Below are 15,982 nucleotides of genomic sequence, written 5' to 3'. Positions count from 1 at the left end.
GCCGGCTTACGTGATGCGCCCGCTCACGTGAGCAAGGAACAGGTAGACCCGGCCCATGTCGGAGAGCAGGTGCGCATTGACCGCGCGGCCCGAAGGATCGCGTTGCTCGGCATCGCGCCGAATGTTCTCGAAATCCATCAGGTAGTGATTGATCGTGCGCTGCAGGTCCCCATCCGCCCGGTAGCGCATGCTGAGATCGTCGAAGATCGACCGGCCTTCGGGCGTGTAGATGCTGCGCACCATGACGCCGCGCTGCCCTTGGGCGATGCGCTGCCAGAGTGCGGCCGTGGTCGCCGGGTCGAGTGCGCGGGCAATGATGTCGATCTGGCTGTGGAAGGGGATCGGCGCGGGCGCGGACGAGGGGGCAGCGCCGCCACCGTGGCCCTCATCGTCACGCGAGGCGCGCGCAAGGAGATCGCCGAGCGACCATGTATCCCGGTTGTCGCCCGATGCAGCAGCGCTCGGGCGCGGCAAGGCCGGCTGATAGGCCGGAGGCACGCGCGAAGCCGCGGCAACATAGGAGCCGGTGAGGGTACCCGATCCGCCGCTGCCGCCGTACCCTGCGCCGCTGTAGGGGGACTGCTGCGGCGGAGCCACGTCCCGGCCGGCGATCGACCGCGTGGTGAGGTTCGAGAGCTGCTCGATGGCGCGCAACTGGTCGTGCAACGCACGGCGCATGCTTTCTGCGTTCTCGCGCGTTGCCGTCGGCAGACGGTCCATCTGCTCTTTGAGGCGCGCTTGCTCCGCTGCGATCTCGGCGGCGGCCCGGCTTGCACGCTGGCGTACCTCGTCCGACGTCTCGTCGAACCGGCTCGTGAGCGAGGTGAGCTGCTCATTGACGACGTTGGAGATGTTGGAGAAGCGGTTGCGCAGGTCGTCGATCGTGCGCTCGCCTTCCGCGCCCGCTTCGAGGCGGAACCGTTCGAGATCCGCGAGCGCGCTCCGCTGCGCGGCCTCCGTGCTGTTGCGAAGCTGTTCGGCCGCCGCCCGCGCACGCTGCTCGGCATTCGTCAGCGAGCCTTCCATGGACGACGAGAAACCCTGCACGAAGCGGCCGAATTCGTCGGCCTTGCCGGTCAGCTGCTCCATCGTGTGCGTGAGCTCGGCGTGGCGACCCTGCAGCGTCGACTCGATCTTGAAGTTGGCGTTCTCGAGCGAGCTGGCGGCCCGCAGGATGGCCTGTCCCTGGCCCTCGAAGCGATTGGTGACGGTGTTGACCTGCGACAGCAGATTTTCCGACACGCGCTTCAGCATCTCCGACTGGCCTGCGAGGCCCTCGATGGCCTTGAGCGACTGGCGCGTGATGTTCTCGCTCGTGCGGCGCACGGAGTTGATGCCGTGCATCAGGCTCTCGTCGAGATTGACGGCCTGGCGCGCAATCGTCTCGCTGAAGGTACGGGCGTGGCTGTCGAGGGCGCTGGTGAGGGCACGTGCCTTTTCGGCGACCGCGGAATCGATGTTCATCGTCGAGCGCACGATGGATTCGTCGAACGACTTGAGCCGCTGACCGAAGGCCATGTCGAGCGCCTTGGTCCGCTCGACGAGCTGCATGTCGAGTGCCTGCGCGCGATTGGAGAGCGAGGTGTCGAGCGCGCGCGCGTACTCCTCGAACACGAACTGAAGCTTCTCGGTCCGCTGGCTGAGCGAGGTATCGAGCGTATCGACGTAGCTCGCGATGGCGGACTGCAGCTGGTCGGTTCTGGCACCGAGAGCCGTGGCGAGGCCCGTGGTGTAGCCTTCGAGCATGGTCTGGAGCTGCATCGTCTTGCCGCCGAGGGCGTTCTCCAGCCGGTCGGTGCTCTGCCCGACGGCGGATTCGAGCTGCACCAGGTTCTCGCCGGCACCCTGAATGATACCTGCGAGCTTGATCTGCTGGTTCGACAGCCGGTCGATCAGGGTCGGAATATCGGTGCCGAGCGTTTTCAGCGTCTCCGTGACGCGCTCGCTGGTCGACAGCAGCGACGTGCGCTCGCCCGCGAGCTCCTGGATGAGGCCTTTGATCTTGCGCTCGTTCTCTTCGTAGGACCGTTCGAGCGCTGTGACCTCGTTGTGCACCAACGCCTCGAGTTCGCCCGCGCGGCCCAGCGCCCGCGAGATGGCATCGTTCATGAACGACACCTGCCGGCGCACGGCCTGACCCAACGAAGCGACGGACTGCTCCGCCATGCGGTCGGGCTCGGCCAGCCGGATGGCGACCTCGGTCATGGTCGACGAACGCAAGCGAAGCTCGTCCGATCGCCACGCGAGCAGCGCCAGCGCCCAGAGTACGGCAATGGGCACGATGATCGCCGTCACCGTCAGGAACGTCGACGGCTTTTCGAACAGCGACAGGAACGTCGCCCCCGACGCCAGCTCCGCACGCACGATGATCCACGAGAAGATGAGACAGATGACCGTCCAGCCGACGGTTGCGATCGCCGCGTATTTGAAAGGCGTCGTCGAGGGTTTCTGCTCGAGCGCATAGATGAGGCCGCCGATGGACGGCGCGTCGTCGTTGGCGGCGATCTTGCCGCGCGGTGGGCCGGCCGGACGCCGCCGGGCCATGCGCCGCACCGGCTCCACCTGCGGCTCGTTATTCGCAGGTACCGGTGGGCTGGCGGCTTGCGCCTGCGCGGCCATGTTGGGAAGCGGCGGCGGCAGCCGATGATTGACGGTCGCCGTCGGCGAGCCGAGGTTGACGACCGTGCTTGCCGGCACGGCGAGTGAAAGGGGATCGGCACCGCCGTCGCCTGCGGATTTTGCGGACACCTTGGCAGCGTCGGTGGGCTTCACGGCGTCGGGTTTGGCGGCATCCGGCTTTGCCGCGGCCGGCGGCATCGTCAGGCTAGGCGGTACGGGCGGCGGCAAGGCAGGCCCGACCTTGGACGGAACCACCGGTCCGGCACCGTTAGCTGGCGCCTTCTGAGACGCCGCCGCGCCTGATTTCTGATCTTGAGCCATCCACCCGTCCGTGCCGGAATACGCCGGCTGCCCCTCAACATGCTACTGCAGTACAAGGCTTTTGCTCAAACGGGATTTCTCGCCGTAAGCCGTCCCATCAACGCCCTTTTTTGTCTCGGAGGCGGAAGCCCGCCTGGCCGCATCCCGCCAATGAGCCGAGTAGGCTTCGTTTGGGGCCAAATGAAGTTCGCTCACAACGCCGTTCGTCGCACCGCGCCGGGTCAAAAATTATTGAATCAGTGCCGATTTTATAGTACGTATTAACAGTTACTTAGCGTATTGCGTTCAGAAATCGTTATAGCGAAACGGATCATTTGCCTTCCGTGCCGCTACATCCTAAGGCCGCCGGGACCGGCCATAGGGTAGCTCCAGACCCTCCCGAGACAGGTTCTGAACGCCATGGGCCCCCTGAGAGAGCGCGCGACTGGACTCCGCCATGACGCCCGCAACCGCGGCACCGAGCCGCTTGCCTTGCCGGGCACCGATGCCGAGGCGATCGATCGGGCCCACCTCAGTCGCTATACCCTCGGCAGTCCCACCCTCGAGCGCGAGATCCTGGGCCTGTTCCTGGCCCAGCTTCCGCTTTCGATTGAACAATTGCGCTTTGCCGCGACGGACCGCGAATGGCACGTTGCCGCCCACACCATCAAGGGCTCGGCGCGCGCCGTCGGTGCTTGGCAAGTCGCCCGCCTGGCCCTCGAAGCCGAGCAAAGCGCCGGTCTTGCCGACGAAGAGGAGCGTGATCGCCTCCTGACCGCCCTCGAGGCCGCGTCCGAGGTCGTCCAGACCTACGTCGACGACACCTTCCCCTCCGAGCGCGCCCGGTCCTGAGACACGGGGAGCCTGATCGTATTTCCGGCACAACTCGTCCCGCCACAAAGCTTTTTACCCAAGCTCCACAACCGCCCATGCGCGGCGTCTCGGGATCTTGAATTAAAGGACCGGGGCCATTAATCCTGCCGCCACCATTCTCCGTAGATGACCATGAGCGCCTGGGTCCCGGTGTCCCGAGCGCGATCGAGGTTTCATGAGAAGGAGAAGCCCGAGCATCTTGGAGCCCGCCGTCGATGGTCAAAATCACCTTCATTCAGCCCGACGGCGCGAGCCAGACAGTCGAAGCCGAGCCCGGCCTCACGGTCATGGAAGCGGCCAAGCTCAATGACATCGCGGGCATCGAAGCGGAATGCGGCGGCGCCTGCGCCTGCGCCACCTGCCATGTCTACGTCGAGCCCGCGTGGGTCGAGAAGACCGGCAAGCCCGCCGATATCGAGGAGGATATGCTCGATTTTGCCTTCGACGTGCGCACGGAGAGCCGCCTCTCCTGCCAGATTAAGGTAACGCCGGAGCTCGATGGCCTCACGGTCCGCGTGCCGGCAAAGCAGTTCTGACGCATTTATATTGAATGAGCGCGCGTCGGCAGCGCGCCAGCGAGGAGTTCGACCGATGGCATTGGACGACGCGGCAGAGGTCGTGGAGACCGCCGCAACCGAGATCGATGCAGTCGTGATCGGCGCAGGCCCCGTGGGGCTGTTCGCGGTGTTCGAGCTTGGCCTGGTCGACATCAAGACCGTCGTGATCGACATCCTGGACAAGCCCGGCGGCCAGTGCGCGGAGCTTTACCCCGAGAAACCGATCTATGACATTCCGGCGCTTCCGACCGTCACCGGCCAGGAGCTGACCGACCGCCTGATGGAGCAGATCAAGCCCTTCGGCGCCGAGTTCGTTTTCGGCGAGCGCGTCGACGAGCTCGCGCGCGCCGAGGACGGCCGTTTCCACCTCAAGACCGACGCCGGCCGCGCGCTGATCGCCAAGGTGGTCGTTATTGCCGCCGGTGGTGGCTCCTTCACGCCGAAGCGCCCGCCGCTCGACGGCATCGAGGTCTACGAGGGCAGCTCCGTATTCTACGCCGTGCGGCGCATGGAGGACATGCGCGGCAAGGATATGCTGATCGTCGGCGGCGGCGACTCCGCGCTTGACTGGACCCTGAACCTCGCACCCATCGCCAAGTCGCTCACCTTGCTGCACCGGCGCGACGAGTTCCGCGGCGCGCCCCACTCCGTTGAGAAGATGCGCTCCCTCGTCGCCGAGGGAAAGGTGCGCCTTTTGATCGGCCAGATGACCAAGCTTCACGGCGAGAACGGCAGCCTGGAGGCGGTGACGGTCAAGACCGCGGGCGGAGAAGAGCACGTCACGGTCAACGCCATGCTGCCGTTCTTCGGCCTCACCATGAAGCTCGGGCCGGTTGCGCACTGGGGGCTCAACCTCAATGAAAACCTGATCCTCGTCGACACCGAGAAGTTCGAGACCAGCGAGAAGGGCATCTTCGCGGTCGGCGACATCAACTGGTACCCCGGCAAGCTGAAACTGATCCTCTCGGGCTTCCACGAGGTCGCCCTCATGGCCCAGGCCGCGCACAAGATCGTGCATCCCGACAAGAAGCTGATGTTCCAGTACACGACCTCGTCGTCGAGCCTGCAGAAGAAGCTCGGCGTGAAGTGAGCGCTTCGCCCGCAACGACGAGGCGCCACGCGGCGCGCTGTCAACGCCCCGCGATGGAGCGCTCGTAGATCAGCGCCAGCTTGGCGAAGTCGCGCACCGAAAGCCGCTCCGCCCTGAGCTCGGGAGAGATGCCGGCCGCATCCAGCAATTCCTCCGGATTGGGCACCAGCGTTTTGAGGGAAGCCCGCAGCATCTTGCGTCTCTGGCCGAACGCTGCCGCCGTCACGCGACCGAGTGTCTTGACCGAGCACGCCGGCTGCGGCGCCTCTCGCGGCGTGAAGACGACCACCGCCGAGGACACTTTCGGCGGCGGCGTGAAGGCCTCCGGCTTGAGGGTCAGCGCGATATGCGCCTCGCTGCGCCACTGTGCGATGACCGACAGGCGGCCGTAGTCCTTGGTGCCCGGTTGCGCCACGATGCGCTCCGCCACCTCCTTCTGGAACATCAGCACCATGCGGTCCCACCATGGCGGCCACGGCTCCGTCTCGAGCCAGCCGACCAGCAGTGTCGTCGCGGCGTTGTAGGGAAGGTTGGCCGCGATCACGGCCTTCTGCCCCCCGGCACCGAGCAGCGACCTCCAGTCCGCTTCCAGCGCGTCACCCTCATGCACATCGAGCTGTCCGGGGTATCGCTGCGCGATCTCCGCAAGCGCTGGGAGGCAGCGCGAGTCCCGCTCGACGGCGATCACCCGCGCCGCGCCTTCCATCAGCAGTCCGCGCGTCAGTCCTCCGGGACCGGGCCCCACCTCGACCACCGTACGCCCCGCAATTGAGCCTCCCGCGCGCGCGATACGCCGCGTGAGATTGAGGTCGAGGATGAAATTCTGTCCGAGGCTCTTCTTGGCCGCGAGATCGTGGCGCCGGATCACCTCGCGCAGCGGAGACAGACCATCCGGACTCGCGCCCGGCCGTGCGTCCGCGAAAAGTTCCTCGTCCTCGCTTGCCCCGCCCATCAGACGCGCTCGGCCAGCAAAGCGGCGCGGCGCGCTGACATCCGATCTGCAACCTTGATGGCCTCGATCAGGCTCGTGGCGCGTGCCTGCCCGGTGCCCGCGATGGAGAAGGCGGTGCCATGGTCCGGCGACGTCCTGACGAACGGCAGCCCGATCGTCACGTTGACGCCGGTATCGAAGGCGAGCGTCTTGATCGGGATCAGCGCCTGATCGTGATACATCGCCAGCACCGCGTCATAGGTCGCCCGCGCCGCGGCGTGGAACAGAGTATCCGCCGGATGCGGCCCCGTGACGTCGAACCCTCCGTCACGTAGCGTCGCGATGGCCGGCGAAATGATGCGCGCGTCCTCATCGCCAAGTCGGCCGTCCTCGCCCGCATGCGGATTGAGCCCCGTAATAGCAATGCGCGGCTCGGCAATACCGAAATCCTCGACCAGCGACCGGTTGAGCACCTCGGCCGTCTCCACGATGCCCCGCGCCGTGATCGCGTCCGGCACCTGGACCAGCGGGATGTGCACCGTGAGCGGCACGACCTTGAGCGCGTCACTGGCGAGCAGCATCACCGGGCGCGGGTTCCGCACGCCGAAATGCGTTTCCGCCAGCGCCCCAAGAAATTCCGTATGGCCCGGATGCGGAAATCCATCGGCCATCAGCACGCTCTTGGCGATCGGGTTCGTCACCAGCGCGCGTGCGGCACCCTCTTTGACCGCGAGCACGGCCTGCTCGATGGCGTGAATCACGGCCGCCGCGTTGCGCGGATCGGGCTTGCCGGCCACCACGGGAGCTGCGCACTGCACCGGCACTACGGGAAGCCGGTTCGCGAAGGCAGAACCAGCGTCTTCGATACGGGAGATCGTGGCAATCGGCACATCGACACCCAGCGCATCCGCACGCGCGCCAAGCGCATTGGGATCACCGAGCAGCGCGAACGGCGCCAGCCCCTCGCTCTCCCGCGCCTGCCAGGCCGCGAGCGCGATGTCGAAGCCGATCCCGGCCGGATCGCCCATCGTCAGCACGAGAGGGAGTTGTGTCCTCTTGGCAGCGTACGGCGCGCTCCGCGCGGCACGGCTCATCAGCGGATCTCGATCGACGCGTCCTGCCGCAGATCCTTGAGATGCTTCTGGGCGAGAACCTCGAACTCCTTCTGACGCAGCGTGTTCTGCGCCGTCTCGCGCGCCGAGGACTCGGCCTTTCGCCCGCACAGCGCCCAAAGCTCGACCCCGGCCTGGCTGACGCTCGCCGGCAGGAGGTCGCCGTCGCTGGCATTCAGAAGCAGGCTGCGCGTCGGCTCGGGAATCGTGGAGGGCTTTCGTGCGCCGAGATCTTCGAATTTGCCGCCCGCCGATTGGGCGAGCGCAGGCAGCGACGCGCAACCTTGGTATTGGCGCGCCAGCCCGTCGGCCTCCGCGATGCGTTGCGCGATCACCGCTTGATCGAGCGCACCCGGCAGCGGAAGCGTGATCCGCTGGACCTGCAACTCGACGTCGCTCTGTGCGGCCGAGGAGGTGTTCGCGAGCACCTGGTCCACATCGCGCTCGGTGATGGAGACCATATGTCCGAAGCGCCGCCGCACCACCTCGCGCCAGCTCATCTCTGCGCGGAAGCGGGCGCGCATGGTGTTGATGTCGACACCCATGCCCTTCATGTGCTTGCCGAACTGGTCGAGGGTCATCTTGTTGCGCTCGGCGATGCCCGAAAGGATACGGTTCACCTCCGCTTCGTCGCTGACGGCGTTGAGGCGCTTGGCCTCCTGCAGCTTGATCTTTTCTTCGATCAGCTCTTCCTGCGCTTTGCCGCGTGCCCCGGCAACGATGCCGACCCGCATCTCGCGCTTGAGCTGCGCCACCATGTTCGCCTGCAGGTCCTTCACGAACTTCGTCTGCAGCGCCCGCGCTTCCTCCTGGCTCTGCACGTTGTTCTTGCGCATGAGCTCCTTGAAGCGCTCGTTCGTCTTCGGATCCTTGACGATCGATTTCCAGCGCGCCTCGGCCTTGGCTTTGAAGTCGCCTTGGCTGCCCCCGCCCCCGCCGCCCTGGAGCGAAAGAAACGCCGCGCGCTGCTCGATCTCGTAGGCTGTGATCGGCTCGTCGTTGACGAGTACCGCGATCGACTGCCCACCCTTCTGCGATTTCTTCGCGGCTCCGCCTTCCGCGGGGTTGGCCAGCTCGGCATTCGCCGTCTTGTTGGCCTGGGCAACGCGCTTCGCGGGCTCGGCCGCATGCACGACAACGGCCGCAGCGGCGCTGCCGGCAAGCGCGAGGCCGGAAACTTTGAGGAACATGCGGATCAGATCGGACATGGGTGCCGTCTCGTCAGCAGAAAAGCGGGACTTGCGTTGACGCTTGAGCGGCTCACAAGCCGCCGGCGAAACTTGCGAGCGAGCATAAGCCCAACCCAGGACGCCCGCAAAGTTAGAGTCTGAGCCCGCAGCAGACGTGAATCAGAGCCACGATCGAATATTAGAGCACGGGCTACCTATAGCGCCGTTCCGGCACCGGACGAGCCATGCCGCCGAACCCGCTTATCCACACCAACCGTGGCACCCACAAGGCAAAAATGGCCTCGGGGACCAATCCGGGCATGGGGGCCATTAACCCACCGAAAGCTTGAGCGGAGGTCGCTTTCGCGCGCCTTACGGGTTGTGCACGGCGGAGGCATCCTCGCCACCGGCGAAGTCGACCACGTTGGTCTCGTAGTTGAAGCCGCCGAGATGCTTGAACTCGAAGCGCAGCATGACAACCTGATCCGGCTCGATATCGCGCGTCGGATCGTTGATGTAAGTCTCGCTGTAGGTCGCGCTCAGCATGAAGCACTCGTCGAGATAGGCGAGGCGGATGCTGTCCGTCAGCACGCGGTCGTCGTCGAGATCGTAGCGGATCGTGCCGCCGATGGACCAGCGATCGGTCAGGCGCAGCGTGGCGAAGCCCAGGATGTCCTCCTGCTGCTCGTAGGCCAGCAGATCCTCGTTGAACGCCGCGCCATAGGTATAGGTGGTGCCGGCGCTCAGCGGTCCGTAGCTGAACAGGGCCGTGGCATCTTGGCGGCGCAGAGTGAAATCGTTGTCGTCGAAGCGCGACTGCGAGATGACGCGGAACATGTCGGTCGGCGCCAGATAGACGCCGAGCACGTAGTCGGAATCGTCGGTCTCGAGACCGCTCTTCGGATTGAACCCGCTGTTGTTCTCTTCATAGGCGTTCTCGCCCGAGAGATGGAAGCTCTGGCCCGCCAGCACGCGCGCGTAGCCCACGGGACCCTGGAACGTGTACTGCACGCCGACGTTGGCGCGCACGCCCGTCTCCAAACGGTCGTATCCCGAGAACTTCGTCGTATCGAACAGGTTGGTATCGTCGAAGATCAGGCTCTGAGCATCCTCGTTCGGCAGGAAATCCTGATCGACATGCGAATTGTGCGCCACCACCTGTCCGATCGGCTCGATCACGTGAGAGGTCGAGCCGAGGTTTGCCACCCACGGGTAGGAGACGGTGGCACCGCCCGTTGCGAGGCCGCGCAGGAACGTGTCGTCGAGATTGGACGTCGTCGGATCGGTCGGATCCTCGTAGTTGATTTGATAGGCATCGCCGCGCAGCTCGCCGAACGGCGTGTAGGTGATGCCGAGCGCATCCGTGAAGCGCCGGCGCCATTTGATCTCGGTCACGACACGGTTCATGTCCTGCGAGACGAAGTCGGTGCCGGCAAGGTTCGACACGTCGGAGCGCGAGAAGCTCAGCGCATTCGACTTCCACGACAGCTCGCCGCCGAGCACCGGATCCCTGAAGACGTAATTGTGATCGATGACCGGATGCACGTAGGATTCGGACTGATCGTTGTCTTCAACCAGCAACCCGCCGAACTGATACATCTTGGCGCTGAAGTAGCTGCGGTCGGACTGCCCCTTGAGCCAGAGATCGTTGACGCGGTCCGTCAGGAGCACGCTGTCGAGCTTGTAGAAGCGGCGGAAGGTGTCGTCGCTTTCGACGGTCGCATTCCAGCCGTAGCTCCACCAGGACGACAGCGAGAATTTGCCGTGCGTCTCCACGCTTCCGCGCCAGCCGTCGAGGTTCTCGTTGCCGCTCGGCAGATTGTCGGAATCCTGATCGACGGCAGCGAACTTGATGTTGTAGTCGCCGTTGGCCAGCTTCTGGCGCCATTCGCCCTGCCACAGCACGCCCTGTTCGGACATGTAGCGAGGGTTGAACAGGAAGTCGTAGTTGGGTGAGAGCGCGAAATAGTACGGGATCTCGGTGAAGAAGCCGAGGTCGTCCGAGGTGCCGTAGCCGGGCGCCAGGAAGCCGCTCTTGCGCTTGACCGAGGGGTCCGGGTGCTCGAAGTAGGGCAGGTACCCGACCGTGACGCCGTAGAGCTTCAGCTCCGCATCCTGGTACGCAATGGTCGCAGCCGTCTGATCGTGAATGATGCGCTTGGCGCCGATGCACCACAGCGGCGGCACGTTGCCTTCGCTCTTGCAGGCGGTGAACGTCGCCTCCGAGAATTCCGTGACGTTGCCCTCGCGGCGCTCGCCGCGCTCGGCCGTGATGCGGGAGTCGTCGCGTGTCACCACCGACAGCGACTGCACGAACCCGTCGCGGAAGTCGTCGGTCAGCGTATAGGCGTCGGCTCGGATGACGTTGCCGTTGGCTTCCTTGAGCTCGACATTGCCGCGCGCCGTCAGCGTGTTGGCGCTCTGGTCGTAGATGACCTCGTCAGCCGTCAACACGTTCTTGTTGTAGAAGATTTCGACGTTGCCGCGGGCAATCACCCGGTTGCCGCCGTTGTCGTAGATGAGCTCGTCGCCCTGCAGGTAGAGGGGCAGGGATTTATCGAGCTTCTGCGGCTTGCCGAAGATGCCGCCCGGCTGCTCCGGGAACGCCGAGACCGGCTTGCCGCTGGTCGTGCCGGGCGCGCCCCGGTACTGAGCCGCCGCCGGGGTGGCGGAAGCCACGGCAAACGCCAGAAGAACAAGGACAATCGTCGACTGAGCGAGGGAGCGTGCGCCGCCGGAAAGGTCAGGAATGTTGGGAAGGGTCAAGCGCAAACGCCCCCTATCCACCGCCTGAAGACGGGGATACGAGGTGAAAAACTCAGTGCATGTCGCCGACAATTTTCGTGCAACACGCATCACTCAGCCGTCCTCCTGGTGCAAGAGCACCGTGACCGAACACAGAATGGCTAGAAGCACAGGGACCCAAACCGCCGCCCACACTGGAGCGAGGCCAGCCGTCCCGACCTGCCTAGAGATTTCCGCAAAAAGGAAAAATCCAAACCCCCCAACCATTCCTGTAACAACCATAGTCTGGATGCCGCCCGAGCGGAATGACCGCAACGACACAGTAGCCGCCAAAAAAACCATGGCGATGCAGAGCAGCGGGCGGGTCAGAAGAAGCTCGTATTGGGTGCGCAGGCCGCTCGATGAAAGTCCAGCCTTTTCCGCAACATAGATGAGATCCGGAAGCTCCCAGAAAGACACTGAGATGACGCTGCCGAACGCATCCGCGGCGCGCTCAGGGGTAAGGTACGTTGAGAGCAGATAGCTTTCGAAGGTTTCGGGCTCCCGCCCGACCGCGGAAACGACCGCGTTCCGGAGCACCCAGAACCCTTCCTCGAGGATCGCCCGGTTGGCATCGATCCGCTCGGTGAAGTTGCCCGATTTATCGTAAACGAACGCCGTTACCGTATTGAGCTCGGTTCCGCGCCGCCGCGCCGAGACCGCGTTCAGGATCGACTGGCCGTCGAGACCGTCCTGCCGCAGCCAGGGCCCCCCCGAGCCTTTGCTGCCGAGCGCGGAGGCTTCCCGGCCGAAAGCATCGGCATAGAGCCGTTCCGCCCGGTCGCGGGCATGGGCGGCCAAGGGGTTGAACAAGGTCGAGCTCACGAACCCGAGCATAAGCGCCACGAACAGCCCCGGCCGCAGGAACTGCCAGACGCTCATGCCGCCGGCGCGCATCACGGCGAGCTCGCTCTTCCGCGCCAGCATCAAGAGGGCGGCGATGGAGCCGACCAGCACCGCGAAGGGCAGCAGCATCTCCGTGTAGGCCGGCAGCCGAAGGATGGTGATCCAGGCCAGCATCCAGGCCGGCACGCTGCCGTATTTGCCCGCCTGCCGCAGCATTTCGACGAAATCGATCATGAAAATCAGGACCGTGCACAGGCCGAACACGGCGAAGATCGCCACCAGGAAGCGCGCGCCGATGTAGATCGAGAGCGTGGAGACGCGTGGCATCCCGTCTTACCTCCCCACGCCTGCAGCCGGCGCCAGCCTGCGCCGGGAGAACTTCTTCCGGATCTGCTCGAAAAACGCGCCCGCGGCATCGACCACGACGTCGAGACGGCCCGGGCCGCGCGTCGCGCGCGTTCCTCGGACGATGAGGAGCATCGAAACCGCGATCGCCGCCACCGGGATGAAATAGAGGATCGGCACCGCGCCGGCATGCAGCGTCACGATGTTGTTGACCGCAAGCCCGCTGAGCCGGAGCCCGACACCGATCAGGAAGCAGAGCCCCATCCGGGCATTCCGGTTCTGGCGCGTGCTCTGCGCCTGACCGACCATCGCCACCGCCATCAGCACGAACGCGAGCGGATAAAGCGCGCTCGAGAAACGCTCATGCAACTCGGAGCGCAGCCGGCCGGCGTCGTCTTCGCGCGCTGCCGCTTTCCGCTTTTTGACCTTGGCGTCGTCAGCTTTGGGGTTGGCCTCCTGCTTCGTCGCCGGGGCTTCCGCTGCGACCAGCTGCGGCTCCGGATTCACGAGTTCGCTGAAATAGCGCTCCCGCGGCCTGAGTTCCGCGGCACCGTCCGCCGTGCGCTTCTCGAAGCTGTTGAGATCGACCGCATACTTGTCGAACGCAATGATCTGCGTCGGCTCGGCAATACCGCCGTTCCGGCGCAGGATGTGCCCGTCCATCATGAACAGGTACGTGCCGCCCTTGTCCTCGACCAGCACGCCCTTCTCCGCGAGATAGGACTGCACCTCGTCGTCCTTGCGCGCGTCATGCATGACGAGCCCGTGCAGCGTCCCGTCGAGCGTGCGCTCGCGAATATGGAACGTCAGCCCCTTTTCGGGCGACGAGAAACGGCCCGGCTGGATGACCTGGGTCAAGAGGTCCGTTCGGACCTGCACGACGATGTCGCGCAGCAGCCGATAGCTCCACGGCGCGGCGAGGTGATTGACGAACGAGATGAACGCCACCACCAGCAGCCCCAGCGTCACGAGCGGCTTGACGATCGTCCACGCCGTTGCCCCCGACGCCGTGAGCACGATGATCTCGCTGTCGCTGTTGAGGCGGTTGAGCGTATGGATGGCGGTGATGAGGAGTGCGAACGGTGTGATCACCGCAACGAAGCTCGGCAAGCCGAGCGTAGTCATTTTGATGAGAGTGAGAGCGCTCTGCCCGTGGCTCGTCACCACGTTGAGCTCGCGCAGCGCCAGCGAGATCCACACGATGCCCGTCAGCGACAGCAGCACCAGCAACAGCGCGCTGCTCGTCTGCCGGAAGACATATCGCGAGAAAATGGTCATGCGAGATCGATCACGCCCGGCTGCTCGCCACCCATCGCGAAAGCGCCAAGCCCCCGAAGTGACGGGTGCAAGCCGTTAGGCCGCATGCTCCGTACTCCGTTCCCGCCCTGGCGCGATCCCGAATCCCTCAATTCGATAGCAATCTGGTTCCATGCCAGCATGGCGGAATTTCGGCTGTACTCCAAACACCTAGCTTGCCGAGTGGGGGTGTGGCGGCCGAGCCTCGACACCCCCTTGAGGCCCCCTTCGGAGCCTCCCACGCCTCTTAAGCTCGATCCATACTTTTAAGCGCTCCCGGCTTGCACTTCTGGGGCAAGCCGCTAATTTCCACAGCGAAGATCGAAAAGCATTCCCCGCCCTGTTCGTAGCCCGGCCTCGGCAGACGCCTGCCGGGCGACGCGCCAGCCATGGCGTCCCGCGAAGGACGTTGTCACGCGCGCCAACGCCCAAAGCGATGTCCCATGTGCAGGGTGCCCGGCCCCATATGGCACGTTCCTCAAGGAGCACCAGCAAGAGAATGACCACTCCGCTCGATATTTCGTTTGCGCGGCTTGATGCGGCGCATCTGCCGACCACCGCCGCGCTCGTCGGCCACGATCTGGCTCTGCCGTCCGCCGTCCAGGCCCTCAACACCAAGAGCCAGGGCTTGCTCCTCAAGGCCGCCGAGGCGGCCGAGTTCAAGGGCAAGGCGAAGTCCGCGATCGAGATCTTAGCTCCGCAGAAGCTCGACATTCACCGCCTGCTTGTCATCGGCACCGGCAAGGCGGCCGACCAGAGCGAAAGCGACTGGGCGAGCCTCGGCGGCTACGCGGTCGGGCAGATCTCGGCCCGCAAGACGACCGAAGCGAGCCTGATCGCCGAGGTCGGCAGCGGCGGCGAGAAGCCGGAGGTGGTCGCCGCCAATCTCGCGTTCGGCGCCCTGTTGCGTCACTACAGCTTCCGCAAATACCTCACCAAGAAGAACGGGGAGGAGGGGGGCGCCAACGGCGCCGCAGACAAGCCCGCCTCCGATCGCCTGACGAAGCTCGTCATCCATTGCCCCGATCCCGAGAAGGCTCGCGCCGCCTACGAGGACAAGCGCGCGCTTGCCGAAGGCGTCTATTTTGCGCGTGACCTCGTCAACGAGCCGGCCAACATATTGGGCCCCGTCGAGTTCGCCGATCGCGTGAAAGAGCTCGAGAGCATCGGCCTCGAGGTGGAGATCCTCGACGCCGAGACGCTGAAAGAGCTCGGCATGAACACGCTTCTGTCCGTGGCGCAGGGCAGCGTGCGCCCGGCGCGCGTCGCCATCATGCAGTGGCATGGCGCCAAGTCGAAACGCACCAAGCCTCTGGCTTTTGTCGGCAAGGGCGTGGTCTTCGACACCGGCGGCATCTCGATCAAGCCGTCGGCCGGCATGGAGGACATGAAGGGCGACATGGGCGGCGCTGCGGCGGTTACCGGCCTGATGGTCGCGTTGGCCGAGCGCAAGGCCCCCGTCAACGCCATCGGCGCCATCGGCATCGTCGAGAATATGCCGTCCGGCTCCGCCACGCGCCCAGGCGACATCGTCGTCTCGCTGTCCGGCCAGACGGTCGAGAACCTCAACACCGACGCCGAGGGCCGCCTCGTGCTCGCCGACGTGCTCTGGTACGTGCAGGAGCGCTTCAAGCCGCGCTTCGTCATCGATCTCGCGACGCTGACCGGCGCCATCATGGTCGCGCTCGGCAAGGACTTCGCCGGCCTCTTCGCCAGCGACGACAAGCTCGCCGATCAGCTCATCGCCGCCTCGAAGGCGACCGGCGAGCGTGTTTGGCGCATGCCGCTCGACAAGAGCTACGACAAGCTGCTCGACAGCAAGAACGCCGACATGAAGAACATCGGCGGGCGCTGGGGCGGCGCCTGCACGGCCGCGGCCTTCATCCAGCGCTTCATCAAGAAGGACGTGCCCTGGGCCCATCTCGACATCGCCGGCACCGCCATGGACGCGCCGAAGAACGAGATCAACACCAGCTGGGGCTCGGGCTGGGGCGTGCAGTTGCTCGACCGCTTCGTCCAGGACAACTTCGAGAAGACCGAGAAGTAGGTCGCTCGCAGGC

The 15,982-nt window shown here is 65.1% G+C and carries 11 protein-coding genes; 4 read left to right on the top strand and 7 right to left on the bottom strand.

From position 1 onward, the window contains the following. Positions 1–6: 6 nt before the first annotated feature. A complete protein-coding gene (locus QZV93_RS13470) occupies positions 7–2,940 on the bottom strand; it encodes a hypothetical protein (RefSeq protein ID WP_295559143.1) in 2,934 nt (977 codons plus the stop codon). A 399-nt stretch (positions 2,941–3,339) separates the two neighbouring features. Between QZV93_RS13470 and QZV93_RS13465 the strand changes: the two genes are divergently transcribed. The 3 genes from QZV93_RS13465 (at position 3,340) to QZV93_RS13455 (ending at position 5,439) form a co-directional block, all read left to right on the top strand. Beyond that, a complete protein-coding gene (locus tag QZV93_RS13465; protein WP_295559142.1) occupies positions 3,340–3,771 on the top strand; it encodes an Hpt domain-containing protein in 432 nt (143 codons plus the stop codon). 236 nt (positions 3,772–4,007) lie between these two features. Further along, positions 4,008–4,328, top strand: a complete 321-nt coding sequence (locus tag QZV93_RS13460) for a 2Fe-2S iron-sulfur cluster-binding protein (protein WP_295559141.1) — start codon at positions 4,008–4,010, stop codon at positions 4,326–4,328. 55 nt (positions 4,329–4,383) lie between these two features. Then, on the top strand, positions 4,384–5,439 hold the full coding sequence (locus tag QZV93_RS13455) for an NAD(P)/FAD-dependent oxidoreductase (protein WP_295559140.1): 1,056 nt from the start codon (positions 4,384–4,386) through the stop codon (positions 5,437–5,439). Between the two features lie 40 nt (positions 5,440–5,479). Here the strand turns inward: QZV93_RS13455 and rsmA are convergent, their stop codons facing one another. The 6 genes from rsmA to lptF form a co-directional block, all read right to left on the bottom strand. Further along, positions 5,480–6,391: a 16S rRNA (adenine(1518)-N(6)/adenine(1519)-N(6))-dimethyltransferase RsmA gene (gene rsmA, locus QZV93_RS13450; protein WP_295559139.1), complete on the bottom strand. Its 912-nt coding sequence runs from the start codon at positions 6,389–6,391 to the stop codon at positions 5,480–5,482. Next, the gene (gene pdxA, locus QZV93_RS13445; protein ID WP_295559138.1) at positions 6,391–7,464 is read right to left on the bottom strand and encodes a 4-hydroxythreonine-4-phosphate dehydrogenase PdxA; all 1,074 of its coding nucleotides are present in this window, start codon (positions 7,462–7,464) and stop codon (positions 6,391–6,393) included. The genes rsmA and pdxA overlap by 1 nt, the downstream gene beginning before the upstream one ends. Beyond that, positions 7,464–8,690, bottom strand: a complete 1,227-nt coding sequence (locus tag QZV93_RS13440) for a peptidylprolyl isomerase (RefSeq protein ID WP_295559137.1) — start codon at positions 8,688–8,690, stop codon at positions 7,464–7,466. The genes pdxA and QZV93_RS13440 overlap by 1 nt, the downstream gene beginning before the upstream one ends. 333 nt (positions 8,691–9,023) lie before the next feature. Continuing rightward, positions 9,024–11,417 (bottom strand): LPS-assembly protein LptD, encoded by a 2,394-nt coding sequence (locus QZV93_RS13435; protein WP_295559136.1) that lies wholly within the window; start codon positions 11,415–11,417, stop codon positions 9,024–9,026. Positions 11,418–11,510: 93 nt separating this feature from the next. Beyond that, on the bottom strand, positions 11,511–12,608 hold the full coding sequence (gene lptG / locus QZV93_RS13430; protein WP_295559135.1) for an LPS export ABC transporter permease LptG: 1,098 nt from the start codon (positions 12,606–12,608) through the stop codon (positions 11,511–11,513). 6 nt (positions 12,609–12,614) lie between these two features. Further along, positions 12,615–13,904: an LPS export ABC transporter permease LptF gene (gene lptF / locus QZV93_RS13425; protein WP_295559134.1), complete on the bottom strand. Its 1,290-nt coding sequence runs from the start codon at positions 13,902–13,904 to the stop codon at positions 12,615–12,617. A gap of 517 nt (positions 13,905–14,421) precedes the next feature. Between lptF and QZV93_RS13420 the strand changes: the two genes are divergently transcribed. Next, entirely contained in the window at positions 14,422–15,969 is a 1,548-nt protein-coding gene (locus QZV93_RS13420; RefSeq protein WP_295559133.1) for a leucyl aminopeptidase, read from the top strand. Positions 15,970–15,982: the final 13 nt, after the last annotated feature.

Source organism: uncultured Hyphomicrobium sp. (genome assembly GCF_902826555.1).
Taxonomy (GTDB): Bacteria; Pseudomonadota; Alphaproteobacteria; order Rhizobiales; family Hyphomicrobiaceae; genus Hyphomicrobium_C.
Note: the sequence above shows the minus strand (reverse complement) of the source record. Positions and strands in the feature narration are given on the sequence as shown.

Bases quoted from the DNA above. Each gene is read 5' to 3' on its own strand.
- QZV93_RS13470 (WP_295559143.1), bottom strand. From the start codon at position 2,940: ATGGCTCAAGATCAGAAATCAGGCGCGGCGGCGTCTCAGAAGGCGCCA.
- QZV93_RS13465 (WP_295559142.1), top strand. From the start codon at position 3,340: ATGGGCCCCCTGAGAGAGCGCGCGACTGGACTCCGCCATGACGCCCGC.
- QZV93_RS13460 (WP_295559141.1), top strand. From the start codon at position 4,008: ATGGTCAAAATCACCTTCATTCAGCCCGACGGCGCGAGCCAGACAGTC.
- QZV93_RS13455 (WP_295559140.1), top strand. From the start codon at position 4,384: ATGGCATTGGACGACGCGGCAGAGGTCGTGGAGACCGCCGCAACCGAG.
- rsmA (WP_295559139.1), bottom strand. From the start codon at position 6,391: ATGGGCGGGGCAAGCGAGGACGAGGAACTTTTCGCGGACGCACGGCCG.
- pdxA (WP_295559138.1), bottom strand. From the start codon at position 7,464: ATGAGCCGTGCCGCGCGGAGCGCGCCGTACGCTGCCAAGAGGACACAA.
- QZV93_RS13440 (WP_295559137.1), bottom strand. From the start codon at position 8,690: ATGTCCGATCTGATCCGCATGTTCCTCAAAGTTTCCGGCCTCGCGCTT.
- lptG (WP_295559135.1), bottom strand. From the start codon at position 12,608: ATGCCACGCGTCTCCACGCTCTCGATCTACATCGGCGCGCGCTTCCTG.
- lptF (WP_295559134.1), bottom strand. From the start codon at position 13,904: ATGACCATTTTCTCGCGATATGTCTTCCGGCAGACGAGCAGCGCGCTG.
- QZV93_RS13420 (WP_295559133.1), top strand. From the start codon at position 14,422: ATGACCACTCCGCTCGATATTTCGTTTGCGCGGCTTGATGCGGCGCAT.